Annotated in this window: 24 protein-coding genes; 10 read left to right on the top strand and 14 right to left on the bottom strand. The window is 60.0% G+C overall.

Annotated elements, in window-relative coordinates; all coding sequences use genetic code 11:
• Nucleotides 1–98: 98 nt before the first annotated feature.
• Nucleotides 99–1,298 (bottom strand): FAD-binding protein, encoded by a 1,200-nt coding sequence (locus tag QA646_RS01685; RefSeq protein ID WP_283057223.1) that lies wholly within the window; start codon nucleotides 1,296–1,298, stop codon nucleotides 99–101.
• Nucleotides 1,295–2,734: an FAD-linked oxidase C-terminal domain-containing protein gene (locus tag QA646_RS01680; protein ID WP_283057222.1), complete on the bottom strand. Its 1,440-nt coding sequence runs from the start codon at nucleotides 2,732–2,734 to the stop codon at nucleotides 1,295–1,297. The genes QA646_RS01685 and QA646_RS01680 overlap by 4 nt, the downstream gene beginning before the upstream one ends.
• Before the next feature lie 121 nt (nucleotides 2,735–2,855).
• Between QA646_RS01680 and QA646_RS01675 the strand changes: the two genes are divergently transcribed.
• Together QA646_RS01675 and QA646_RS01670 are read left to right on the top strand one after the other, a co-directional pair.
• Nucleotides 2,856–3,752, top strand: coding sequence for a LysR family transcriptional regulator (locus QA646_RS01675; RefSeq protein WP_283057221.1), 897 nt, complete (start codon nucleotides 2,856–2,858; stop codon nucleotides 3,750–3,752).
• Between the two features lie 36 nt (nucleotides 3,753–3,788).
• Entirely contained in the window at nucleotides 3,789–4,352 is a 564-nt protein-coding gene (locus QA646_RS01670; RefSeq protein ID WP_283057220.1) for an O-acetyl-ADP-ribose deacetylase, read from the top strand.
• A 16-nt stretch (nucleotides 4,353–4,368) separates the two neighbouring features.
• On the opposite strand, the gene QA646_RS01665 is transcribed toward QA646_RS01670, so the two are convergent.
• On the bottom strand, nucleotides 4,369–4,578 hold the full coding sequence (locus QA646_RS01665; protein WP_283058938.1) for a LysR family transcriptional regulator: 210 nt from the start codon (nucleotides 4,576–4,578) through the stop codon (nucleotides 4,369–4,371).
• Between the two features lie 286 nt (nucleotides 4,579–4,864).
• Here QA646_RS01665 and QA646_RS01660 point away from each other — a divergent pair, with 286 nt between their 5' ends.
• The 3 genes from QA646_RS01660 to QA646_RS01650 all read left to right on the top strand — a co-directional run bounded on the left by QA646_RS01660 (nucleotide 4,865) and on the right by QA646_RS01650 (nucleotide 7,745).
• Nucleotides 4,865–5,362: an NUDIX hydrolase gene (locus QA646_RS01660; RefSeq protein WP_283058937.1), complete on the top strand. Its 498-nt coding sequence runs from the start codon at nucleotides 4,865–4,867 to the stop codon at nucleotides 5,360–5,362.
• Between the two features lie 99 nt (nucleotides 5,363–5,461).
• The gene (locus tag QA646_RS01655) at nucleotides 5,462–6,997 is read left to right on the top strand and encodes an inorganic phosphate transporter (protein WP_283057219.1); all 1,536 of its coding nucleotides are present in this window, start codon (nucleotides 5,462–5,464) and stop codon (nucleotides 6,995–6,997) included.
• A gap of 10 nt (nucleotides 6,998–7,007) precedes the next feature.
• A complete protein-coding gene (locus tag QA646_RS01650) occupies nucleotides 7,008–7,745 on the top strand; it encodes a 16S rRNA (uracil(1498)-N(3))-methyltransferase (protein ID WP_283057218.1) in 738 nt (245 codons plus the stop codon).
• A gap of 19 nt (nucleotides 7,746–7,764) precedes the next feature.
• On the opposite strand, the gene QA646_RS01645 is transcribed toward QA646_RS01650, so the two are convergent.
• Entirely contained in the window at nucleotides 7,765–8,376 is a 612-nt protein-coding gene (locus QA646_RS01645; RefSeq protein WP_283057217.1) for a LysE family transporter, read from the bottom strand.
• A 233-nt stretch (nucleotides 8,377–8,609) separates the two neighbouring features.
• Between QA646_RS01645 and QA646_RS01640 the strand changes: the two genes are divergently transcribed.
• Nucleotides 8,610–9,983 carry a glutamate--cysteine ligase gene (locus QA646_RS01640; RefSeq protein ID WP_283057216.1) on the top strand — a complete coding sequence of 458 codons (1,374 nt, stop codon included), beginning with the start codon at nucleotides 8,610–8,612 and terminating at the stop codon, nucleotides 9,981–9,983.
• Nucleotides 9,984–10,117: 134 nt separating this feature from the next.
• Nucleotides 10,118–10,990: a DUF937 domain-containing protein gene (locus QA646_RS01635; RefSeq protein WP_283057215.1), complete on the top strand. Its 873-nt coding sequence runs from the start codon at nucleotides 10,118–10,120 to the stop codon at nucleotides 10,988–10,990.
• A 53-nt stretch (nucleotides 10,991–11,043) separates the two neighbouring features.
• Here QA646_RS01635 and QA646_RS01630 read toward each other — a convergent pair whose 3' ends face one another.
• Complete coding sequence (locus QA646_RS01630) at nucleotides 11,044–12,351, bottom strand: GMC family oxidoreductase (protein WP_283057214.1); 1,308 nt, start codon at nucleotides 12,349–12,351, stop codon at nucleotides 11,044–11,046.
• A gap of 60 nt (nucleotides 12,352–12,411) precedes the next feature.
• Between QA646_RS01630 and QA646_RS01625 the strand changes: the two genes are divergently transcribed.
• A complete protein-coding gene (locus QA646_RS01625) occupies nucleotides 12,412–12,708 on the top strand; it encodes a hypothetical protein (protein WP_283057212.1) in 297 nt (98 codons plus the stop codon).
• A 378-nt stretch (nucleotides 12,709–13,086) separates the two neighbouring features.
• Here the strand turns inward: QA646_RS01625 and QA646_RS01620 are convergent, their stop codons facing one another.
• A complete protein-coding gene (locus QA646_RS01620; RefSeq protein ID WP_283057211.1) occupies nucleotides 13,087–13,653 on the bottom strand; it encodes a dienelactone hydrolase family protein in 567 nt (188 codons plus the stop codon).
• A 189-nt stretch (nucleotides 13,654–13,842) separates the two neighbouring features.
• Nucleotides 13,843–14,139 carry a DUF1127 domain-containing protein gene (locus tag QA646_RS01615; protein WP_283057209.1) on the bottom strand — a complete coding sequence of 99 codons (297 nt, stop codon included), beginning with the start codon at nucleotides 14,137–14,139 and terminating at the stop codon, nucleotides 13,843–13,845.
• 199 nt (nucleotides 14,140–14,338) lie between these two features.
• Between QA646_RS01615 and QA646_RS01610 the strand changes: the two genes are divergently transcribed.
• The gene (locus QA646_RS01610) at nucleotides 14,339–15,292 is read left to right on the top strand and encodes a LysR substrate-binding domain-containing protein (protein ID WP_283057208.1); all 954 of its coding nucleotides are present in this window, start codon (nucleotides 14,339–14,341) and stop codon (nucleotides 15,290–15,292) included.
• 33 nt (nucleotides 15,293–15,325) lie between these two features.
• Here the strand turns inward: QA646_RS01610 and QA646_RS01605 are convergent, their stop codons facing one another.
• The 6 genes from QA646_RS01605 to guaB form a co-directional block, all read right to left on the bottom strand.
• Complete coding sequence (locus QA646_RS01605) at nucleotides 15,326–15,877, bottom strand: alpha/beta fold hydrolase (RefSeq protein WP_283057207.1); 552 nt, start codon at nucleotides 15,875–15,877, stop codon at nucleotides 15,326–15,328.
• Between the two features lie 56 nt (nucleotides 15,878–15,933).
• On the bottom strand, nucleotides 15,934–16,596 hold the full coding sequence (locus QA646_RS01600; protein ID WP_283057206.1) for a TetR/AcrR family transcriptional regulator: 663 nt from the start codon (nucleotides 16,594–16,596) through the stop codon (nucleotides 15,934–15,936).
• Nucleotides 16,597–16,784: 188 nt separating this feature from the next.
• Nucleotides 16,785–17,660 carry a dienelactone hydrolase family protein gene (locus tag QA646_RS01595; RefSeq protein WP_283058936.1) on the bottom strand — a complete coding sequence of 292 codons (876 nt, stop codon included), beginning with the start codon at nucleotides 17,658–17,660 and terminating at the stop codon, nucleotides 16,785–16,787.
• Nucleotides 17,661–17,815: 155 nt separating this feature from the next.
• On the bottom strand, nucleotides 17,816–18,238 hold the full coding sequence (locus QA646_RS01590; RefSeq protein WP_283057204.1) for an MAPEG family protein: 423 nt from the start codon (nucleotides 18,236–18,238) through the stop codon (nucleotides 17,816–17,818).
• Nucleotides 18,235–18,969, bottom strand: a complete 735-nt coding sequence (locus QA646_RS01585; RefSeq protein ID WP_283057203.1) for a hypothetical protein — start codon at nucleotides 18,967–18,969, stop codon at nucleotides 18,235–18,237. The genes QA646_RS01590 and QA646_RS01585 overlap by 4 nt, the downstream gene beginning before the upstream one ends.
• Nucleotides 18,970–18,972: 3 nt before the next feature.
• Nucleotides 18,973–20,457, bottom strand: coding sequence for an IMP dehydrogenase (gene guaB, locus QA646_RS01580; RefSeq protein ID WP_283057202.1), 1,485 nt, complete (start codon nucleotides 20,455–20,457; stop codon nucleotides 18,973–18,975).
• Between the two features lie 688 nt (nucleotides 20,458–21,145).
• On the opposite strand from guaB, the gene QA646_RS01575 reads away from it, so the two are divergent.
• A complete protein-coding gene (locus QA646_RS01575; RefSeq protein ID WP_283057200.1) occupies nucleotides 21,146–22,570 on the top strand; it encodes an MFS transporter in 1,425 nt (474 codons plus the stop codon).
• A 32-nt stretch (nucleotides 22,571–22,602) separates the two neighbouring features.
• On the opposite strand, the gene QA646_RS01570 is transcribed toward QA646_RS01575, so the two are convergent.
• Complete coding sequence (locus QA646_RS01570) at nucleotides 22,603–22,986, bottom strand: VOC family protein (protein WP_283057199.1); 384 nt, start codon at nucleotides 22,984–22,986, stop codon at nucleotides 22,603–22,605.
• Nucleotides 22,987–23,024: the final 38 nt, after the last annotated feature.

The raw sequence follows: 23,024 nt of genomic DNA, 5'->3' as shown, positions 1-23,024 counted from the left end.
GGAGAGAATCGAGGGTCTGCCGCAAATGAGATCGTCTCCTCTCCCCCGCGGGGAGAGGGCTAGGGTGAGTGGGTGCCAAACAAAAGGGTCCATCCACATCATCCCATCTTCCCCGGATTGAAAATCCCCGCAGGATCGAACTTCTCCTTCACGCGCGCCGACAACAAGGCCACGGCCTCGGGCTGCTGCTGGAAGGCTGGTGTCATCGCGCGGTGGGCAGGCGCCGCGCGCAGCAAAGTGGCGTGGCCTCCGCCGAGCACATGGATATAGCGGCGCACCAATTCACCCTCCGGCTCTGCCTCCATGCGCATCCAGACAAGGCCGCCCTGCCAATCGTAATAGGCGTCGACGCCGGCTTCGAGGCGCAGCGCTGCAACGAGCTGGTGACCGATGCTGGGGGCGACGGAAACGCGCCAGACAGGACGCATCGTGCCGTCGGCGTAAGGCTTCACATTGCGGATTTCACGCCAGAGACGGTGGCTTTCGGCTTCGGCAAGTCGCGTCACAGCGCCCAGTCGACGCATGGCGGAGGCCAGCTTCTCCGCCCTCACAGAGACTGAGCCCGGTAAACCTTCGATGCGCAGCACCGTCGCCTCTCCTTCCGGCAACTCGCCGTCCAAAAAGGTCCAGGCGACGGTCAGCGGCAGATGCGCTGCGCCGGAGACATCGACGGGGAGTGCCATGGCCGCCGCCATGACGTTTGCCGCCTCGGCATCGTTGAGGCCGGAAACGACGATCGTCTCCTCCGTCTTCGGTCGCGGCGGCACCCGGAAGGTGACTTCCGTCAGGAGGCCGAGCGTACCGTGCGAACCGGCCATCAGCTTGACGAGATCAAGGCCGGTGACATTCTTCATCACCCGCCCGCCGGCCTTGACGATTTCGCCCTTGCCATTGACGAAGCGGACGCCGAGGAGGCTGTCGCGTGCGGCGCCGCTTACGAAACGCCGCGGGCCGGAGACATTTGCAGCAAAGACGCCGCCAATCGTCGGCTCGCCATCGGTCGCCATCAACGGCCGGTGGTCCATCGGTTCAAAGGCCATCATCTGGCCGTTTTCAGCCAGCACCGCTTCGATATCGGCAACAGGCGTCCCCGCCAGCGCGGTCATCACCATCTCGCCCGGATTATAGGTAACGATACCGGTAAGCGCACACGAACATAGCGTAGCCTCTGCGGCAACGGCATTGCCAAAACCGGCACGGGTGTTACCGCCGACTATGGCCAATGCCGCGGCGCGCGCAGCGTGATCGCGGATGATCGCTGCCGCCTCGCCTTCCGTCTTCGGCAAAAATTCTCTCATACGGCGTTGCGCCCATCCAGCGGGAAGACTTTAGAGGGATTGAGGATCCAGCCGGGATCGAAGGCGGCGCGCACCGACATCATCTGGGCGAGATCGGTCTGCGCATATTGGTGCCGCATCAGGTCGCGCTTTTCGATGCCGACGCCATGTTCGCCCGTCAGGCAGCCGCCGGCATCGACGCAGAGCCGGAGAATGTCGTTGCCCGCCGCCTCCGCCTTGGCGGCATCCTCGGGATCATTGGCATTGAACAGGATCAGCGGGTGCATATTGCCGTCACCGGCATGGAAGACATTAGCGACACGCAGGCCGTAACGGTCGACGATTTCAGACGTCTTCTTTAGGACATAGGAGAGCTGGCTGAGCGGCACCGTGCCGTCCATGCAGATATAGTCGGCAATGCGGCCGGTGGCGCCGAATGCGGATTTGCGCCCCTTCCAGATCAGCGCCGCCTCGGTCGCCGACTGGCACTCGCGCACCGTCTTGACGTGGTGAGTACGGGCGATCTCGACGATGCTTTTCAGCATGTCGTCCATCTCCGCCTCCGAGCCCTCGACCTCGACGATCAGCAGCGCGCCGACATCCAGCGGATAGCCGGCATGGGCGAAAGCCTCGCAAATTTCGATCGCCGGCTTATCCATGAACTCGATGGCGACGGGGATGATGCCGGCGGCGATGACATCGGCAACACAGGCACCCGCCTGCTCCGACGTGTCGAAACCGAAGAGAACCGGCCGCGCGCCTTCCGGCTTGGCGATCAGCCGAACCGTTGCCTCGGTGACGATGCCGAGTTGTCCCTCCGAGCCACACACGAGCCCCAACAGATCATAACCTGCCGCATCCAGGGCCTTGCCACCGAGATCGATGACCGTGCCATCGATCAATACAAGCTTGACGCCCAACAGATTGTTGGTGGTGACGCCGTATTTCAGGCAGTGCGCGCCGCCGGAATTCATGCCGATATTGCCGCCGATGGTGCAGGCGAGCTGCGAGCTCGGGTCGGGCGCGTAGAAAAATCCGTCCGCTGAGACGCTTTCGGAGATATGCAGATTGGTGACGCCGGCCTGCACGGTCGCCGTGCGGTTGGCGAGATCGATGTCGAGAATGCGGTTCATCTTGGAAAGACCGAGCACGACGGCATCTTCCTGCGGAATAGCGCCGCCGGAGAGCGACGTGCCGGCGCCACGCGGCACGACCGGGATACCGTAGCGATGGCAATATTTCATCACAGCCGCCACTTCGGCCGTCGAACGCGGCAAGGCGACGGCGAGTGGCATGCGGCGATAGGAAATGAAAGCGTCCGTCTCGAAGGGCATGAGTTCGCGCGGCTCATGAACCAGACATTCCGGTGGCAAGAGATCAACAAGGTCTGCGACGATCTCACGGCGGCGGGCAAGGACATCGGCGCGCGGCGCCAGAAATGAAATGGCCTCTGCCATGGCGTTCTCCTCTTGCACCCGAATATGGACGCCCCTCTTTTTAACGCCATATCATGCTTACCACTTTCCCGAAATTGGCGTAAATGACAAGCATTTATGTCGAAATAGGAATAAATTGCGCATGACCAATCTTGGGGATCTCGAAATCTTTGCCAGCGTCGTCACGACCGGCAGCATGTCGCTCGCCGGCCGCATACTCGGCTTTTCGCCAGCCGTGATTTCCAAGCGGATCAAACGGTTGGAAGATCGGCTCGGCACACGACTTTTGCAGCGCACGACACGCCAGATTTCGCTTACGGAGGCTGGCCAGGGATTTTATGACCGGGTGCTCGCCATCCTCGCGGGATTGGAGGAGGCGGAGGCCTATATTGCCGGCCGGTCCGCGCAGATGCAGGGCACGCTGAAGATTTCCGCCCCCACATCGTTCGGCCGGCTGCACATCGCCCCGCATCTCAAGACGTTCATGCAGGCGCATCCGGATCTGGCAATCAATCTGACGCTAACAGACGAATTCACCGATATCGTCGGCGGCGGCTATGATCTCGCCATCCGCATTGCGGAGCTTACCGATTCCAGTCTCGTTGCCCGGCGCCTGGCGCTGGTCCGCCGCGTGCTCTGCGCCTCGCCAGCCTATATCGCTGCTCATGGCATGCCGGAGGATATTGATGATTTGCGTTGCCACACCTGTCTGCCGCCACACAACAACGATCCCTGGCGACTGGACGGACCGAAAGGCCCGCTGACCTTCCGGCCCGAAGGCAAGCTGATCACCAATTCCAGCGAAGTGATCCGCGAAGCCGTCATTGCCGGCCTCGGCATTGCGCTGCGCTCCACCTGGGATGTCGGCCCCGAACTCAAGGACGGCCATCTGGTGCAGGTGCTGCCGGCCTATGAAGGCTCGCACAGCGTCACGCTCTCGGCCGTCTATCCCAGCCGCCAGTTCCTGCCGGCAAAGGTACGCGTCTTTATCGATTTCCTGGCGGAACTTTATGGGCCGGTCCCCTATTGGGAACGATAGACGACCACCACATCTCAAAGACTGGAGAGCGTCATCATGCCCTCTTTTGAAACCATCCGTTCCAATCTCTCCGGGGTCTCGAACACACGCTTCACCGTCATCCTTGGCGACATCACCAAGCTTAGCGTCGATGCCATCGTCAACGCAGCAAACAGCAGCCTGCTCGGCGGCGGCGGTGTGGATGGCGCCATCCATCGTGCCGCCGGACCGGAACTCGTTGCGGAATGCCGGACGCTCAACGGCTGCAAGACGGGACAGGCCAAAATCACCGGGGGATATCGCCTGCCGGCGAAACATGTGATCCATACCGTCGGACCTGTCTGGAATGGCGGCGGGCGTGGGGAGGACGATTTGCTCGCGAGCTGCTATCGCAACAGCCTCGGCCTAGCCAGGGATCATGGTCTCAAGACCATCGCCTTTCCGGCCATCTCCACCGGCGTCTATCGTTTTCCTGCCGAGGCCGCAGCCAAAATCGCGACACGCACTGCTGTTGCCGAGAGCATGGGCGGCGATTTCAATGAGGTTATCTTCTGCTGCTTTGGCGACGAAATGGCTGACCTCTACGACCGGCTGCTGCCGGAGGCGCTGGCAAAGGCTTAGTCAGTTAGCCAAGCGTTCAATCACCAAATCCAACAGTTCCCTTCCCTGTCAGGGCGTGGCGGCGACCATGGCGCTGGAACAAAACAATACCGAAAAATGTTTCGAATGCGGCAAGTTGCCGGCATACGGCGCCGCGCACGATACCGAGTTCGTCAGCCGCTTCAATATGCCACCACAACGAGCATCGGCATCGTGGACGCGTAGCGCGTTCATCGGCAGGAGACATAGCAACAGGGAGCGTTCGGATATAACGGAGATTTAGCTTTTTTGCCGGTATGACAGGAAGAGTTATAGAGCGATGCGCCATCTGCGGCATATCAATAGCATTCGATGTCGCTGACAGCATAGTCGCTGGCGAATATCAAAGACCGAGTCCTCACATTTTTAACTATTGAGCACTCAACGAAAGTGTGTGGAAATACCATATAAAGTCATATGGAATGCACAATTTTTCCATGTAATGCTAATATGCACCTGATTCTAAACTCGAACTCTTAAAGGTGACCCGACCCTTGGCCATTCTCGCCCGTATCGCAAGTGATGTGCAGCTCATGTTTCGGCGCCCGCCGCGACAGCAATATGCCGCGCTTTGCTATCGAGCGAGAAAGAAGACGGCCGAATTGGAAGTGCTGCTGCTGACCAGCCGCGATACCGGCCGCTGGGTCATTCCCAAGGGCTGGCCGATGCCGGGCAAGCTGTCGCATGAAGTCGCGGCCAGGGAAGCCTTCGAAGAGGCCGGCGTACGCGGTACGGTGGAAACCGAACCGCTTGGCGCATTCAACTATGACAAAGTTCTGAAGGACGGTATCCAGGTGCCCTGCCGGGTTCAAGTCTATGCGCTCGACGTCAGCGATCTCGCCAAGAATTTCAAGGAAAAGGGCGAGCGCACGGTCGAGTGGGTTTCCTGCAACGAAGCGATCAAACGCGTCCGCGAGCCGGAGTTACGCAACATCATCCTCGCCTTCGAGCGGCGGATGACCGCAGGATTTGCCGCGGCAGAGACAAAATAAGCCGCATCGTACTCCCAACTTAGCACACCGAAATAACCGGCAGGCATTGCGCGGCCTGCTGGACGGCGTAAGACTATATATTTCGACTCAGAGAATGGCATGCCCGACCGACCGGCAAAATTGACAAAAAGGACGCTGGACAAGGATCTCGACAAATTCACCTATGTCGAGGATGCCGCCAATCATGTCACGAAACGGTTGGTCGCTCCCAGTATCGGCCTGATCTTCCTCGGCCTTGCGATGATCTTCGCCGGCATTAACCTGCTGAACCAACCAGGCGCGACGCTGGCCATCGCCGCCGTGGCGCTCGCCGGCTACATGGCCATGAATATCGGCGCCAAGGATGTCGCCAACAACGTCGGCGCGGCGGTGGGCGCGCGCGCCATCACCATGACGCAGGCCTTGGTCATGGCGGCGATCTTCGAAGTTCTCGGCGCCATGATCGCGGGCGGACCGGTCATCAAGACCATCTCCTCGCATATCATCGATACCGACCGCATCATCACCAGCGGCAAGCTCGCCTGGCTGATGATGGGGGCGCTGCTGGCCGCCGCACTCTGGATCAACTTCGCCACCTGGCTGAAAGCACCGGTTTCGACTACCCATACGATCGTCGGCGCCGTCATGGGAGCAGGTGCTGCGGCCGTCGGGCCGGAGATGGTCAATTGGCGCATGATGGGAGCCATCTCCGCCGGCTGGGTGGTCACGCCTTTCCTCGGCGGCACGATCGCCGCCGGCATCCTGTTTTTCATCAAGACCTTCATCATCTATCGCGACGACAAGATCGCGGCCGCCAAATACTGGATTCCCATTCTGATCGGCCTGATGGCCGGCGCCTTCACCGCCTATCTAGTGGTGCAGCTCGCGCCTAAAGATACTGTTGCGGGTGTCTCCACCATGGCGATCGGGATCATTGTCGGTTTGGCGGTCTGGTTGGCCGCAAGGCCGCTGGTGGCGGCGCAGTCTGTTGGTTGCGAAAACAAGAATAGCTCGCTGCGCAAACTGTTCCGCCTGCCGCTGATCTGTTCGGCGGCGCTGATGTCCTTTGCACACGGCGCGAACGACGTCGCCAACGCCATCGGGCCGCTGGCGGCGATCATACGCAGCGTCGGCCTGGGGAGCAGCCTCAGTGTCGTTGGGAGTGCAGCGGGAAATACCGCACCCTATTGGGTCGTGCTGATCGGCGGCTGCGGCATTTCCGTTGGGGTGCTGCTTTACGGTCCGCGCCTGATCCGCCTCGTCGGCGAGCAGATCACCAAGCTCAATCCGATGCGGGCCTATTGCGTCGCCCTGTCGGCGGCGCTCACCGTCATCGTCGCCTCCTGGTTCGGCCTCCCCGTCAGCTCCACCCATATCGCCATCGGATCGGTCTTCGGCGTCGGCTTCTTCCGCGAATGGTACACCAGCCACTCAAAGCGACGCCTGGCCTATATGCGGATGAAAGCCGAGGCTTCGAGCATCCCATGGGGCGAGATCGAAGAAGCCGACGAGCACAATCCGGATGAAATCCACCGCCGACGCCTCGTGCGCCGCTCGCATTTCATGACCATCATCGCCGCCTGGGCCATCACCGTGCCGGTCTCGGCCATGCTTGCAGCCGCGGTATATTGGGCTATGGTCGCGCTCTTCATTTAAGGGATTACCCATGCGCGCCAATTTCCGCATGCAGCGGCTGTTCGTGATTTCGGATATCAAAGCAAATGCCGGCATCGAAGCCGATCACGATCAATTCAACTATCTCGCCAATGTGTTGCGCATGGAGGACGGCGCCGAGCTGTTGATCTTCAACGGCCGTGACGGCGAATGGAAGGCCCGCGTCTCCTTTCCCTCGCGCAAGCGCATCCTGCTGACGCCCATCGAGGAGACGCGGCCGCAGCCCGCCCCCTCCGACCTGCACTATCTTTTCGCCCCGCTGAAGGTCGGACGGCTCGACTATCTCGTACAGAAGGCGGTGGAGATGGGCGCCGGCCTGTTACAACCGGTAATGACGCAGCATGTGCAGGGCAAGATCACCAATCTCGACAAGCTCAAGGCCAACGTCATCGAAGCGGCCGAACAATGCGGCATTCTCGGGGTTCCCGAGGTAGCAGAGCCTATAAAGCTTGCCGATCTGCTGGCACGATGGCCCAGGGAGCGCCGTATCATCTATTGCGATGAAGGCGATGCCGGACAGAACCCGCTGCCGATCCTCTCAGAGGTCAGGGAGAAACATCTGGCACTGCTGGTCGGCCCGGAAGGTGGATTTTCGGAAGAGGAGCGCGCCCTGCTGCACAGCCTCGATTTCGTCACCGCCATTCCCTTGGGCCCACGGATATTGCGGGCCGATACGGCCGCGGTGGCGGCCATGGCGGTCATTCAGGCGGCGATCGGGGACTGGAATTAGCTTGCTCGCCGGACGCTTTTCAACCCGCTAACGCAAGCGCGGTCGTAACAACCAACATAACCGCCAGGGCAACGTTTACGATGCGCGAAATGGTGGGGTTCTGAAGGAAGCGGGACAGTGAGGTCCCCACCAGAAGCCAGCATAGGTGAATGATGACAATCATTCCGCTGAGCAGCGTTATCTTGATCAGTGCATCGAGCGTGCGCTGATCCTTGAAGAGACTGACCCCGGCGAAAACGGCGGCGATCGCCAGATAGGCCTTGGGATTGGTGATCGCCAGCAGAAAACCGCCGGCGAAGGCGGGCGTGGCAATTTGATCACTGCGGCGTGCGAGCGGCGGAGCGGTGGCGATCCTTAAGGCCAAGTAAGCAATATAGACGGTGGAGACTACGGTAAGCGCCGATGCCCCATACGGCACCGACAACAGGATTGCCACGACGCCGACCGCGACGGCCAACAGCACGACGACCGTACCGGCAATGAGACCGCAGACGTAACCGATCGACCGGCGGAAACCAAAGACAGCGCCGACCGCCGTGGCGCTGATGGTGGACGGACCCGGGCTGCCCATGATGACCAGAGAGGCCAGAAGCAGCGTCAGGATCGGGTAGAACCCGGTCTGCTCGAACATCGATAAGCCCCTCCGTCGTCAATGGAAAGGCAAGACTATTTCGAACGTCGGTTGGGTGTCTTGAACGCTTGTGCAAGCATGCGACCACAGCCCGGTTTTCCAGACACAAAATCCTATTTTTTTGAACGACCCTTGAAAGAAATTCACTTGCACCGTACCTCATTCCGCGTCAATCACCCTTTCCTATTGGCCTGCGGCTTGCGCGGGCCTCCTTCCGAGATCAAGGTAATACCATGGCGCGCGATACCACCGACCAGACTCCGCTCTCTTCGGTCTCGGACATGACGGCCTATCTGGCGGCCGGCAGCAAGCCGAAGGAGCAATTTCGCATCGGCACGGAACACGAAAAATTCGTGTTCTTCCGGGCCGATAACAGCCCTGTGCCTTATTTCGGCGATGCCAGCATTTCCGCGCTTTTGAAGGGCTTGCAGGAAAGATCCGGCTGGGAGCCGATCATGGATGGCGAGAACATCATCGGGCTGGGCGAGCCGACCGGTATGGGCGCGATCTCGATCGAACCCGGCGGCCAGTTCGAACTGTCGGGCGCGCCACTCGAAACCCTCCATCAGACCTGCAAGGAATCGAACCAGCATCTGGCGACATTGCGCGAAATCGCCGAGCCGATGGGCATTCGCTTCCTCGGCATCGGCGGCAGCCCAAAATGGACGTTGGCTGAAACGCCGCGCATGCCGAAATCGCGTTACGACATCATGAGCCGCTACATGCCGAAGGTCGGCACCAAGGGCCTCGACATGATGTACCGCACCTGCACGATCCAGGTGAACCTCGACTTCTCCTCCGAAGAGGACATGCGCCGAAAGATGCGCGTGTCGATGAAGCTGCAATCGCTGGCGACCGCATTGTTTGCCTCCTCGCCCTTCACTGAAGGCAAGCCGAACGGCCTCTCCTCCTGGCGCGGCGACATCTGGCGCGATACCGACAACCGCCGCAGCGGCCTGCTCGACTTTACTTTCCGCGACGATTTCGGCTTTGAAGACTATGTGAAGTGGGCACTCGACGTTCCCATGTATTTCGTCGTCCGCGACGGCCATTATCACGACTGCACCCACGTCACCTTCCGCCAGTTCATGAACGGCGCGCTGAAGGGCGAGATCGCCGATTGGGAGCCGACGATGGGCGATTGGACGAACCATCTCTCCACCCTCTTCCCCGATGTGCGCCTCAAGCGCTTTCTGGAGATGCGCGGCGCAGACGGCGGCCCCTGGCGGCGCATCTGTGCGTTGCCGGCCTTCTGGGTCGGCCTGCTCTATGACGACGCTGCACTGACGGCCGCTGACGAGCTGACCAAAGATTGGAGCTTCAATGAGGTCAATGCCCTACGCGATGTCGTGCCGGTGCAGGGCCTGAAGGCCGACATCAAGGGTCATAAGCTGCTCGACGTGGCGCGCGAGGTCGTCGGTATTTCCCGCAACGGCCTGAAGAACCGCGCCCGTCTGAACGGCGAAGGCCAGGACGAAAGTGTCTTCCTGGCGCCGCTCGACGAAGTGCTCGCCAAGAGGGGCACGCTCGCCGACGATCTGCTGATGCTCTATCACGGCCGTTGGAACGGATCGGTCGAACCGGTCTTCGAGGAATATCAATACTGAGAGTCGGCTAGAGCCTGGATTGTTGCGGCGCACACCGGCAGAAACCGGTATGCGCCGACTTTTTTCCCGCTATACTACCAGAATTGCACGCTTTCTGATTCCGAAGCGGCATGATTGCGCGGAAAGGAACTTCGATGCTGCCACTCTTCGACATGATGATGCAGGCACAAAACGGCGCCGCCACGGAGGCGATGGCCAAGCAGTTCAACCTCGCGCAGGAGCAGGCGGCGAAAGCCATGGCGGCGCTGATGCCCGCCTTTTCTTCAGGATTCAAGCGCAGCGCGACCAACCCCTATAATTTTATGGGCGTGATGCAGGACATCACCTCCGGCAACTACGCCAAATATTTCGAGGACATGAGCAAGGCCTTCACGCCTGAGGGCATTGCCGACGGCAATACAGTGCTGGCGCGGCTGTTCGGCTCCAAGGATGTGTCCCGCGCGATTGCCGCGCAGGCGGCGCAGATGACCGGCATCGGCCAGGAGATTTACCAGCGCATGCTGCCTATTATGGCCGATACGCTGATGGGCGGCCTGTTCAAGGAAACCAGCGGCCAGATGCCTCAGATGGCCAATCCTTTCCTCAACACGGCGATGGGCGAGATGATGCAGAACTGGCTGCAGACCATCGGCTTCGCACCGAAGCAGCAGCCGACGCCACAGGCGAGCATCTTCGACAATCCGTTCACCCAGGCGATGGAACTGATGTTCGGCACACAGCCGGTCGAGCACAAAAAGCCCGCTGCCGCCAATCCTTTCCTCGACAATCCCTTCGCCAAGGCATTCCAGGATATGATGCGCAATTTCCCTATGCCCGCCGAGCCGCCGAAGGAAGCACCGAAAGCCAAACCCGCCGCACCCGGCGTCGACATGGCCGCCTATACCGAAATGTTCAACGCCATGTTCGACAGTGGCCTGGAAGTGCAGAAGAACTATCAGAAGAACATGGAAGCGATCTTCGATAGTTATATGCCGGCGGACAATAGGCCAGCGCCGAAACAGGGATGACAACCCAGCAGGACACTCCAGCGCGTCCGTCACAGCAATAACATTGCAAGACATCAGCAAATGCTGCGCGGGACACTCAGAGGCAATGCCATTTGGGGCTCCAAGCGGCTGCTCATCGACAAACCCAGCAGCGTGCTTTGACGGCGGATCTCAGTAACGAGATGTTCAGCGAGCCTGACGGCGAAGGCGACGGCGGGAAGCGTGGGGTTGGCTTGTCCGGATGTCGGGAAAACGCAGCTACCGGCGATATAGAGGTTGGCGATGTCGAAGACGCGGCAGTTTTGATTGACGACGGCGTGCTTGCGGTCCACACCCATCTTGGTCAACCCGATCTGATGGTAGCCGTCTTTGGCTTGCGCATCGATATGCTCTTCAAGATGTTCGGGGGCTGTGTCGAATATCAGCTTACCCATTTTGCGCTCCTTGAGCCACCGATCGAGAGCGAGATGCGCCTGGAGCGTGCCGCGGATATCCTGATCCAAATATCGGAATGAGACCTCAAGCTTGAACTGGCCGTCCGCGTCTTGCTCGGGCTTGAGGAAAGCGCGGTTCGAGCTGCTTGGAATTTGCTCCCCATGGTAGCGGAGGCCGTATCTCATGTCAGGCCTGCGCAGCAGAAGATATGGTTCAGCTATGCTGTATTTTTGGCGAAGCAGATCCAACGCGGAAAAGGTCGCGCCAAGCGGATTGCGCAGTACATTATGCAGCACATTATGGTAGCGGGATCGGTCGGCTTCGCTCCATGTCGCCTTGTGGACGACGGCCTTCCGACTGTTCCAGAGGTAGAGCAGCGAGAGCGCCGGGTCGGCCTCACCGATAGCGGCCCTCCGGTTCGTCGGCCAAAAAGCGATATTCGGCAGTTCAAGTGCTCGTTGCAACTTGGGGCCGGGTTGAAACCGGTTGCACACGAAGGTTCCGGTGGATGTGAGCTTAAAAAGATACCGTTCGGCATGCTCTTTGGTGGTGAATTCGATCTGCGCGATCTGCCCGGCGATGTGTCCCATGTAGAAGCGCCCGAGCGGCCCGTCAGTTCCGCCGAACAATTGCGGAAACGCAACCTGGAGGTTCAGCAGCAGCCGGGTATTGCCTCTACCGCCACAGGCCAGCACATAATGGTCAGCGTGCGCCCAGAACGAACGACCGCGCCAGGCAACTGACATGGAATGTAGTCGTCCCTCCACCGGGTCGAACGCCAGAGCTTTGACCCTCGAGTCCAGGACGACGAACAGGTTCTTCGAGGTAGCGAGCTCAGTCCTGTTGGCTCTCGCTGTGTTGCGTATTCGTGTCCAGCTTTCCCGGGATGTCGGAAAATCGGTCTCCGGTTCCGGCTCCGACCTCTCGCGGTTGACATCGCTGCTCAAAAGAGCGCGCGCCCGCTGATAGAAAGGCGAAATCTTGTCGTGAGCAATAGGCCAGCCGGAGTGCGCGACGTAATCTCTTGCTTCGAAGTCTATATCATCCAGCTCAACGCATTGCCCACCCCATCGTTCGGACGTGCCGCCCAGTCCGGTGGCCGAAGTCACTCGGTCGGCAGCGTGATGGATATCGTCTTCTATGTCGAAGCCTGTTTCGTTTCGTTCGGGTCGCTTCGATTGTTTCGGCCCGGCTTCGATAAGCAGCGTTCGCATGCCGCGCCTGCTCAATTCCAGCGCAGCGGCAATACCGACCGGTCCTGCGCCTGCAACACACACGTCAAATCCTTGCTGAAAGACCTCTGAACTCGCAAACATCTTCGCCCCCCGGTTTTCGAGCTAATGTCCTTTCCTGTAGCAAAGCCGCAGTCACCCTTGCATCCCCTCGCGGACACTGCGGATCGGTCTCGGCGCGATCGCCAGAAAATTTAAGGTGGAGGCGCAGACCTAGCGCAGCACGCTAATGGTTCACTACCCACAGAACAATTCCGCCTAAAGTAGAATGAAATTTGCCGTCACCCTCAGCAAAAGGATTAGTGGCGGCTTTGCCTGCTCTACAATCCCGTGCATCGTCCAGCCCAAACAAAAGGAATTCGCGATGGCAACCGAAGATGAGCGTCGGCATTTGATGCTTCCCGCATCTCGACAGCGCTCCGAGGCAGGTCTCGGATGCGGCATCCAACCTTAGAGAGCGTCGAGGAAACGGATGATGCGGCTCCATGTGAGATCGGCCGCCTTGGCATCGTAATCGGGCAGGCTGGCATCGGTATAGAGGTGGCCGGCGCCTGGATAGGTGAAGAGATCGGCTGCGATCTTTGATCGTGCGGCCGCGGATCGCCATGCGGCGACGTCTTCCGCAGGCTCGAACGGATCGGGATCGGCAAGATGGACCTGCACGGGCAAGCCCTCGCGAGGGCTCTCCGGAATTTGAGCGATGCTGTGGAGGAAGAGCACACCGGCGGTCTGGGGCCGCTTCGGCCAAAGACTTGCAGCAACCGCCGCACCCATGGAGAATCCACCCAGGACCGTTGAGGGCGGCAGGCCAGCCATCGCCCATTCCGCTCGCTCGCAGATGGTCGGCCAGCCGATCTCATCCTTCAGTTCGAAGCCTTCATCGCTTGAACTGGCCACCCAACCGTCATAGAGGTCCGGCGCGAACGCCCTGTGACCTGCCGCCTGCAAGCGCTCGACGGCGTCGAGTTCGAGAGGGCGCAACCCATAAACGGAATGGAAGAGGATCACCGTCGCCATTGTCAGCCCTCGCATTTCGACCAGAGCCTAACATAAGACATTTGAAAGACATGGCAATTTGCCCGATCATCTTTCAAAGGGCGAAACCATTCTCCGAAAAGAAAAAACCCGGTGTCGGTCGGGAAACCGAACACCGGGAAGAGGCAGGGCTTATTGGCTATCACCCTGCGGGGAAACGGATAATCGGCCTCAACGATGGAAGCTGGTAAGGCCGAGGCGCGTACGGCGACGCGCGGAGTTGGTCAGGTGGCTGGACGGGTCCTCGAAGAAGGTCGACGTGTTGAGCGCCGATGTGACGTCAAGGCGTGTCAAGCCGATGTCCTTCAATTGGCTGTCGTTCAGCTCATTCAGATAATTGATCTCGCGGCGGTTGCGGAGAGCGCGCCAGACGGATGCCATCTTATCGAAAGCAAGCGTCAGACGTGCCGTCAAAGGCAGCGACGGCCTTGCGTGGCCGAGATGTAATGTCCGATCTGTCGTGCGCATTTCAGTGGTCCTTTCTTTCAGGCACACGCTGGCCAAGCCCCTTCCCGGAGGTCCGGAGAAGGAGCGTGGTTTGGGAGGAATTCGGCAGGAGGTCTGTCGATTGGTATGCTGATTTGCATTAGGAAGATGCCAAAGCCCTATTGATCAGTCCAACGAATGTTTCTAATGATAATTATCAAACTCCTTTATAGGTGAGATCATGGCCGCGCCGCTTGATATCGATCAGTTGCAGACCTTCATCGCCATCGTGGATTCGGGCAGCTTCACCAAGGCAGCCGACCGGGTCTTCAAGACGCAGTCGGCGGTCTCCATGCAGATGCGCCGGCTGGAAGAACGCGTCGGCAAGCAGCTTTTCATCAAGGATGGCCGCGGCAACCGGCTGACGGCGGAAGGCGAAAAGCTGCTCAATTATGCGCGCCGCATCATCCGCCTGAACAATGAGGCGATCGCCGCATTCGACGACAACAGGCTGGAAGGCACGCTGCGCATCGGCACGCCGGATGATTATGCCGACCGCTATATGCCCGAGATCATCGGACGCTTCGCCAAGACGCATCCGAACGTCGAGCTCTATATCGTCTGCGAACCTTCCGTCGATCTTGCCGAGCGCATGCATCGCGGCGAGCTCGATATTGCGCTGGTCACCCACAATCCGCGCGAGAGAATGTCCGATGTCGTGCGCACCGAGCCGCTCTGCTGGGTCGGCTCGGCCAACCATCCGCTGCGCGACGATGCGCCAATTCCGCTCGCCGTCGGGCGACGCGACTGTCAATGGCGGCAGCTTGCCTGCGCAGCGCTCGACGCCGGCGGCCGCGACTATCAGATCCTGTTCACCAGTTGGTCCTGCACGGTGGTTGCCGCTGCCGTGCTTGCCGGCATGGCGGTATCGGTCATGCCGGAGTCGGCGCTTCGCACCGGCATGAAGGTGCTGAGCCAGGCGGACGGATTCCCGCCATTGCCGCCGGTGCAGATCGGCATCATGAAACGGCCGGGCCTCTCTGTGTCGCTGATGAACGCCATCACCGCCCATATCTCCGCCTGCCTCGACAACATCACGCCGGCAGTAGTCGACGACGATCTCGACGGCGACGTGAAGACCTTTACGCGCTACTATCCGCGCGTGCGTTCAGGACATATTCTGCCGGGTTGGTGATTTTAGAAGCCGGGCGCAAGCCTTGCGCTCAGCTCAACCTACTGAACGGATGTCTCGCGCGACGTCACTCATGTCGTTGTTGAACTGGTGATCCCTGCGTTCGATCACGCGGACCACTGCTTGCGGAATTGCTTTCGCATAGAGATGAACATGAGCTGTTGGCACCACATCGTCATCAGCGCCATGATAGAGATGGACAGGAACGCCGGGCGGAAGCCATTCTGAAAAATCCTTGCGATCATTGATGTCATCGCTCGGCCACCCACCTTCACCTATGAAGGGGGCAGCGATGATAAACAGGCCATCGAGCCTGGGTTTCGGCGGCTGCTCGGCGAGCACATGAAGCAAGATCGTGCCGCCAATCGAGTGGCCGACGAGAATTGCCCCATCCTCCAGCGAGCCGAACTCTCCTATCAGCGCAGCCTTCCAGGCCGAGTATTTAGCATCGTCCTCGCCAGGCATCTGCGGATAGCGGACGGAATAGCCTTCGGCGAGTTCGCGCTCAAGGCTCGCCACCAGTTTGCTGTCCCAGTGGGCATGAGCGCCTTCGCCGGCTCCTTGAACGAAAAGGACCTGCTTGACCATGCAGGCATTTTATTCCGCAGATGCGGGCGGGCGCAAGACCAGGCTAAGCCCCCTCCTCAAAATAGCTTGCCTACTGCTATTGCCTCACCCGCACCCGGCTCGGCAAACAGCGTCGCGCGGATCACCTGTTTCCACTCGTTGAGCATGCGGATGGCAAGGCTCCTTTCGCTCATGATCGCGAGGCGGACGGAGGCGCCGATGAGATGGCTGAAAAGTTGAGCGCGAGCCTGCAGGTCGATTTGACTGCCGGCCGGAATGTGGGCTTCGATGCCCCGCAGGAATATCTCGGCGACACGGTTGCTGTGCTGAATGTTCAGCCTCAGAAGATCCTGATCCATCTCCGTCCCCAGCCACACGCCCATATAGGTCGGATCGCCGCGGAACTCGCGATAGTACCAGTCGACCATGCCGCAGACGAGATCGAGGGCATGATCAAGGGATTTTACGGCGACGAAGACTTCCGCCGTCTTTTGCTGGATGAGAACGGCGTGGCGGTCGAACAGCGCGGTGACAATCGCAGCTTTTTCGGGAAAATATTGGTACACGGAACCGATCGGCACACCAGCTACGGTGGCAAGTTCCGTCATCTTCATGGCGCTGACGCCTTTTTCCGCAATCAGGTGGGCGGCGGCCGACAAGATGACATCGACGCGGTGGATGCTGCGTTCCTGCTGAGGCTCTTTGCGGAATCTGATGCGGGCGGGTTTGTCCGGGCTCATGCATTTCCCATTTTATTGTTCACTCGGAGCGGCGCCGGGGCGTGTGGCAGCTTATGCCACAGGCATGTTCAATGCGCGTAAATGAGAAAAGTTCAATTTTAAGTGTTAAGTATTTTTAAGATCGCGACAGACGACAGCGATCAGAAAATAGCTTCTGCCGCTGTCGCTCAGTCCATCACCGCCCACGCTTAGGCCAGATATTTTTTCAAGAAATCGACCGTCCGGCCCCAGGCGAGATCGGCCGCCTTCTTGTCGTAGCGGGCAGCCGAGGTGTCATTGTTGAAGGCGTGGTTGGCGCCGTCATAGACGAAGATTTCGAATGTCTTGCCGCCGGCCTGCAGCTCTTTCCGATAAGCATCGATACCGGCATTGGTGCGGTCGTCGAGGCCGGCATAGTGCAGCATCAGCGCGGCTTTGATGTCGGGTACATCGGCAGCGGCGGGCTGCATGCCGTAGTAGGCAACGCCAGCCTTCAGCTCCAGCGATTTGGTGGCGAAGCGGTTGATGACGCCGCCGCCCCAGCAGAAGCCGACCGCGCCGATCTTGCCGTTGGACCCGTCGAGCTTGGAAAGATAGGTCAGGCTCGCTTCGGCATTGGCAACCGTCAGTGCCGCATCGAGCTTGGTGAACATCCCGCGAGCCTTGTCCTCATCTTCCGGCGTGCCGCCGAGCGGCGACAGGAAATCCGGCGCCAGGGCGATGAAACCTTCCAGCGCGATGCGGCGGGCGACATCGCGGATATGCGGGTTGAGGCCACGATTTTCGTGAATGACGATCACGCCACCGAGCTTTTCGCCCTCGCCCTTGGGCCGAGCGAGATAGGCTTTCATCTCACCGGTGCGGCCGGGATAAGGGACGTCCTTCGTCTCCAGACGACTGTCATCGGCGGCAATGATCTCGGCGCTTGCCTTGTTGGCCGCCAGCAAAGGCGCGATCACGGCCGCGGCCCCCGCCGACCCTGCGAGCTTCGTCAGCTTCTCCATGAAACCGCGGCGATCGAGCGTCAGATGCGTATATTCATCATAGGCATTGATCATCGCCTGCGTCACGACGGGCTTATCCATGCTCATACTGTGTTCCTCCTTATCTTTCCCCGGCAGCCAGCATCCCAAAGCCAAGCCGTCCGGTGACAAGATAGGTCAGTGGAGCGCGGTGCGAGGGTAAAGGAAGAACACAAATACGTTATTGCAGGTTGCTTTCCGCGAGAATGCAAGTTCGATCAGGAGAACGCCATCCAGACAGCAAGCCAGACCCACATGCCGGCAAGGACGGCATAGCCGACCGCGAAAAGCGGGCTGCGGTAGCGCAGATCGTTGCTGGTGACATGCACATAGGCATGGGCATAACGCGAGGCGACGAAGATCCAGGCCAGGATGACGGCAGGCAGATTATCCGCCTGGGCGACGAACAGCGCGATGGAGCAGGCATAAAACAGAATTGGAAGCTCGAACTGATTGGCGATGCTGTTGCGCACAACCAGGCTTTCGGCCGGCTCATCGGCGGCATAGTTCTCGCGAAACTGCGATCGTTTGATCTTGCCCGCCTTCACCGCGCTTTGGCGACGCAAGCCCAACAGCGCATAGAGAATATAGACAAGCACCGCATGGGCCACCATGGGCCAGAACATTTCGTAGCCGGTCACGCCGCCAACTCCTTAGAGCAATTCCAGGAAAAGTGCGAAGCGGCTTTCCGTCCGGAATTGCGTAAAAACAAAGGGATAGAGCGGGAAAGCGATTCCGTGAAACGCTGAAACCGCTCTAGGGATTGCTGAACGGCAGAACGCCGGCTCAGGACGGCTTGGAACCGTCTGCAGACAGGTAGCGAAGAATCGCGAAACGGGCCAGTAGAATGATAGTGATGACCAGCGTGAGGAACTTTATCCGCACGATAATCGGCAGCAGACTCGCGAGCAGCGTTACTGTGGCATCCGATGGCGTGGCGGGCGGATAAAGCAACAGGCCGGCAATATTTTCGGCATAATCCATCACGCCGTAGAAGACCGGCAGTGATCAGGGCAATTACAGCAGGCGGGATCGGCTTGCCGAAGAAGGTGCCGCCGGGACCGACAAGCCGCAGCAGGCAAAAGAGCAGACCGGCCAGCACCAGCGGAAAGATGAGCTCCGGCCCAAGATACATGGAATGCAGGATGGCAGCCGGATCGGGATGATCCTTGAGGTAGCGCAGCATGGCGATGACGTCGCCGCGCTCATAGCCGCCGATGCGCGCATCGAGCATCTGCTCGCCAGCCGCCGCATCGCTGAATGCTCTCACGAAGCCGGCATAGATCCAGGCAAAAAGCGCCAGGGAAAGAGCCGCAAGGATCGCCGTCAGGCCCTGCAAGGACCTGACGTTGCCTTGAGCGCGATCAGCCATCGATCAGCCGCCGGCACCCGGATAGTTCGGGCTTTCGCGGGTGATCGTGACGTCATGGGCATGGCTTTCGCGCAGACCCGCGCCGGAGATGCGCACGAAGGTGGCGCGCTCCTGGAATTCCTTGAGATCGGCGCCTCCGACATAGCCCATGGCCGCCTTCAGGCCGCCGGCGAGCTGGTGCAGCACGCCCGAGACGGAACCCTTGTAAGGCACCTGGCCTTCGATGCCTTCCGGCACCAGCTTCAGGGTGTCGCGTACCTCCGCCTGGAAATAACGATCGGCCGAACCGCGCGCCATGGCGCCAACGGAGCCCATGCCGCGATAGGCCTTGAAGGAGCGACCCTGGTAGAGATAGACCTCGCCCGGGCTTTCGTCCGTGCCGGCGAGAAGCGAGCCGACCATGGCGGCCGATGCGCCGGCGGCGATCGCCTTGGCGAGATCGCCAGAGAACTTGATACCGCCATCGGCGATGACGGGGATATTCTGATCCTGCGCGGCCTGGACTGCCGACATGATGGCAGCGAGCTGCGGCACGCCCACGCCGGCGACGATACGGGTCGTGCAGATGGAACCAGGGCCGATACCGACCTTGACGGCATCGGCACCGGCATCGATCAGCGCCCGCGTGCCGTCATAGGTGGCGACATTGCCGGCCATGACGCGGACCGAATTGGAGAGCTTCTTGACGCGGGTGACGGCATCCAGAACGCGCTGCGAGTGGCCGTGGGCGGTATCGACGACCAGAAGATCGACGCCGGCCTCGATCAGGCGCTCGGCGCGCTCGAAGCCATCATCGCCGACGCTGATGGCGGCGGCGGCACGCAGACGGCCCTGCGCATCCTTGGAGGCGTTCGGATTAAGCTGCGATTTCTCGATATCCTTGACCGTGATCAGGCCGACGAGGCGGCTATCGCCATCGATGACCAGCAGCTTTTCGATGCGATGCTTGTGCAGCAGGCGCTTGGCCTCCTGCTGCTGAACGCCGTCCTTGACCGTGACCAGGTTTTCGCGGGTCATCAGCTCGTAGATCTTCTGCGAGGGATCGGAGGCGAAGCGGACGTCGCGGTTGGTGAGGATGCCGACGAGGCGATGCGACTTCTCGACGACTGGGATGCCGGAAATGCCGTGCGCCTTCATCAAAGCGAGCGCTTCGGCGAGCGTTGCGTCCGGACCGATGGTGACTGGATTGACCACCATGCCGCTTTCGAATTTCTTGACCTGCCGGACCTCTTCTGCCTGTTCGATCGGCGTCAGATTGCGGTGGATGACGCCCATGCCGCCGGCCTGTGCCATCGCGATGGCGAGACGGCTTTCCGTCACCGTGTCCATGGCCGCCGAAAGGATCGGCAGGTTGAGTTCGATATCCTGGGCGATGCGAGTGGCGATATTCGTCTGGCCGGGCATGACCTCGGAGTGCCCCGGCTGCAGGAGCACATCGTCGAATGTCAGAGCATCCAACCCGGTTGACGTTTCAATGATGCGTGCCATGGCCAATTTCCTTCGTCTGTGAAAAGCAGGATGGCTCCGGAACGAATCGTCCGCCGGGCGATCTTGCAAGTATTGCTTGGAAGTTGGCGAGGGCTGGTAACACGTCTATGACAGGAAGGGAATAGGGAAAAGCGTCCTGTGCGCAACCGGACTTCGAGATTGGCCTAAATCTTGCCCCAAGACATTGGCGAGCGCCGCCTTGCGACCGCCTTCGGCCGGCAGGAACATCGGCAGCCATGATCGCATTTTCTCCGATGGCAGCAGCGTAAGCTGTGCCTGTCACACCGTCGTCGGCAGAGGCAAGCTGGAATACGACCTTTCATGATCGATAATTTCGTCATGACATACTCAACCAAATCCGCTAATACACCGAACGACATTTTATGCGTTTAGCATTTCTATGCGTTTAGCATATGTCAAACTTGGTAGCCTTGCCGTGCGGCAAACAGCATCACCAAGACGTGATCTGCAGGAAGCCACAGGGCAGAATCGAGGATTGGCAGAGGCCGCACATAGGACTAAAGCTCGTCGCGATCTTTCAGATTCGCTCCCACGCTTTAGCTCGTTGTTTTTGCATGTCGTTTTCGCAAAACCGCCGCACATTTTTGCGCGACATGCATTAGAGAGCGGGTGCCCGTCTCAGGCGGACCCCTTCCCCGAAGACACGACTCACCCAAGGCATATGCCTATGAATCGCATCGTTCCCCTGATCCTTGCCGTTGCTCTTTTCATGGAGCAGATGGATTCCACCGTGATTGCGACCGCTCTGCCGGCCATCGCAGCGGATCTCCATGTTGGTCCGATCACGCTGAAACTGGCGCTGACATCCTATATGGTATCGCTGGCGGTGTTCATTCCGATCAGCGGCTGGATGGCGGATCGCTTTGGGGCAAAGAACGTCTTTCGGCTTGCGATCTGCGTCTTCGTCATCGGTTCGATCATGTGCGCCTTCTCGAGCGACCTCCTGGAATTCGTCGCCGCTCGCTTCCTGCAAGGTCTCGGCGGCTCGATGATGACGCCGATCGGGCGGCTTGTGCTGGTGCGCACGACGCAGAAGAGCGATCTGGTATCGGCCATGGCGCTGCTTTCCATTCCCGCCCTCGTCGGCCCGCTTGCCGGACCGCCGCTCGGCGGCTTCATCACCACTTACGCCTCCTGGCATTGGATCTTCCTGATCAACGTTCCCGTCGGCATTCTTGGCGTCATTTTGTCGACGATCTTCCTGCCGGATATCGAGGCGACCATGCCGCCGAAGCTTGATTTCGTCGGCTTCCTGCTGACGTCCTTCGCGGCGGCCGGCGTCGTCTTCGGCATGTCGGTCATCAGCCTGCCGGCCCTGCCGCCGTTCATCGGCATCTTGGCCATCGTCATCGGCTTCATCTGCGGATTCCTTTACGTCGGCCATGCCCGCCGCCATCCGGCACCGATCCTTGACCTGTCGCTTCTAAGGAATGCCACCTTCCGCGCTTCCGTTACGGGCGGCACGCTGTTTCGCATCTGCATCGGCGCCATGCCCTTCCTGACGCCGCTGATGCTGCAGCTCGGCTTCGGCCTCAATCCGTTCCAATCGGGCCTCATTACCTTCGCCGGCGCTATCGGTGCCATCAGCACCAAGTTCATCGCCCGCCGCGTATTCAACGCGGTCGGCTTCAAGACGGCGCTGCTGTCGGCAGCGGGGATCACGACGGTGACGACGATCGGCACCGGTCTGTTCCAGCCGTGGACGCCGCATCTCATCATCGTCGGCGTGCTGCTGATCGGCGGCTTCTCACGCTCCTTCTTCTTCACAGGGATCAATGCACTCGCCTTCGCCGACATCAGCGACAAGCAGGCAAGCCACGCCACATCGATGAGCTCGGTCATGCAGCAGATCAGTCTTGCGCTCGGCGTTGCCGTCGCCGCCCTGATCCTGGAAACGTCGACCTACTTCAGCGGCACGGAGCTGCAGGTCCACGATTTCCATATCGCCTTCTTCTCGATCTCGATCCTGACCGTAGTCGCCATCATTCCCTTCATCCGCATGGACCGCAGCGCCGGCGCAGCGGTCTCCGGCCACAAGGCCGGCTTGAAGCGTGTGGCCGCGACGCAGCCGCAGGTGCCGTTGGTGAAATGATGCGATCTCACCCGTTGGGGCGAAGGTAAACGCTATGCGGGCCGCTCGCAGACGGCGCTGAGTTTGTTGCCGTCGGGATCGCGCACGTAAGCCGCATAGAAATTGGCATGGAAGGAGCGCAAGCCGGGTTTGCCCTCATCGGTGCCGCCATGGGCAAGGGCCGCGGCGTAGAAGGCGTCGACATCAGCGCGGCTTTCCGCGTGAAGAGCCACCATCGAACCATTGCCGATGGTCGCCTTGCGGTGATTATAGGGAACCACGACCCAGAACCGGCATCGCGTGTCACCATCGGCGGCATAGCCGATTTCCTCATCCGATTCGCGTTGGCGCCGGTAGCCGAGGATCGGCAGGACCGCGTCATAGAAGCTGCGTGCACGCGGAATATCGTTAGAGCCGAGAGTGACGTAGAGAAGCATGGTAAGAATGCGCTGCCTGCGATGCCGATGGGAATGCA

The organism is Rhizobium sp. CB3090 (assembly GCF_029714285.1).
GTDB lineage: Bacteria > Pseudomonadota > Alphaproteobacteria > Rhizobiales > Rhizobiaceae > Rhizobium.
Note: the sequence above shows the minus strand (reverse complement) of the source record. Positions and strands in the feature narration are given on the sequence as shown.

Coding starts and splice junctions, on each gene's coding strand:
- QA646_RS01585 (WP_283057203.1), bottom strand. CDS start 18,969: ATGGCTGATCGCGCTCAAGGCAACGTCAGGTCCTTGCAGGGCCTGACG.
- QA646_RS01610 (WP_283057208.1), top strand. CDS start 14,339: ATGGCCGCGCCGCTTGATATCGATCAGTTGCAGACCTTCATCGCCATC.
- guaB (WP_283057202.1), bottom strand. CDS start 20,457: ATGGCACGCATCATTGAAACGTCAACCGGGTTGGATGCTCTGACATTC.
- QA646_RS01665 (WP_283058938.1), bottom strand. CDS start 4,578: ATGTCTCCTGCCGATGAACGCGCTACGCGTCCACGATGCCGATGCTCG.
- QA646_RS01620 (WP_283057211.1), bottom strand. CDS start 13,653: ATGGCGACGGTGATCCTCTTCCATTCCGTTTATGGGTTGCGCCCTCTC.
- QA646_RS01575 (WP_283057200.1), top strand. CDS start 21,146: ATGAATCGCATCGTTCCCCTGATCCTTGCCGTTGCTCTTTTCATGGAG.
- QA646_RS01615 (WP_283057209.1), bottom strand. CDS start 14,139: ATGCGCACGACAGATCGGACATTACATCTCGGCCACGCAAGGCCGTCG.
- QA646_RS01640 (WP_283057216.1), top strand. CDS start 8,610: ATGGCGCGCGATACCACCGACCAGACTCCGCTCTCTTCGGTCTCGGAC.
- QA646_RS01670 (WP_283057220.1), top strand. CDS start 3,789: ATGCCCTCTTTTGAAACCATCCGTTCCAATCTCTCCGGGGTCTCGAAC.
- QA646_RS01570 (WP_283057199.1), bottom strand. CDS start 22,986: ATGCTTCTCTACGTCACTCTCGGCTCTAACGATATTCCGCGTGCACGC.
- QA646_RS01655 (WP_283057219.1), top strand. CDS start 5,462: ATGCCCGACCGACCGGCAAAATTGACAAAAAGGACGCTGGACAAGGAT.
- QA646_RS01600 (WP_283057206.1), bottom strand. CDS start 16,596: ATGAGCCCGGACAAACCCGCCCGCATCAGATTCCGCAAAGAGCCTCAG.
- QA646_RS01635 (WP_283057215.1), top strand. CDS start 10,118: ATGCTGCCACTCTTCGACATGATGATGCAGGCACAAAACGGCGCCGCC.
- QA646_RS01680 (WP_283057222.1), bottom strand. CDS start 2,734: ATGGCAGAGGCCATTTCATTTCTGGCGCCGCGCGCCGATGTCCTTGCC.
- QA646_RS01595 (WP_283058936.1), bottom strand. CDS start 17,660: ATGGATAAGCCCGTCGTGACGCAGGCGATGATCAATGCCTATGATGAA.
- QA646_RS01675 (WP_283057221.1), top strand. CDS start 2,856: ATGACCAATCTTGGGGATCTCGAAATCTTTGCCAGCGTCGTCACGACC.
- QA646_RS01685 (WP_283057223.1), bottom strand. CDS start 1,298: ATGAGAGAATTTTTGCCGAAGACGGAAGGCGAGGCGGCAGCGATCATC.
- QA646_RS01645 (WP_283057217.1), bottom strand. CDS start 8,376: ATGTTCGAGCAGACCGGGTTCTACCCGATCCTGACGCTGCTTCTGGCC.
- QA646_RS01650 (WP_283057218.1), top strand. CDS start 7,008: ATGCGCGCCAATTTCCGCATGCAGCGGCTGTTCGTGATTTCGGATATC.
- QA646_RS01605 (WP_283057207.1), bottom strand. CDS start 15,877: ATGGTCAAGCAGGTCCTTTTCGTTCAAGGAGCCGGCGAAGGCGCTCAT.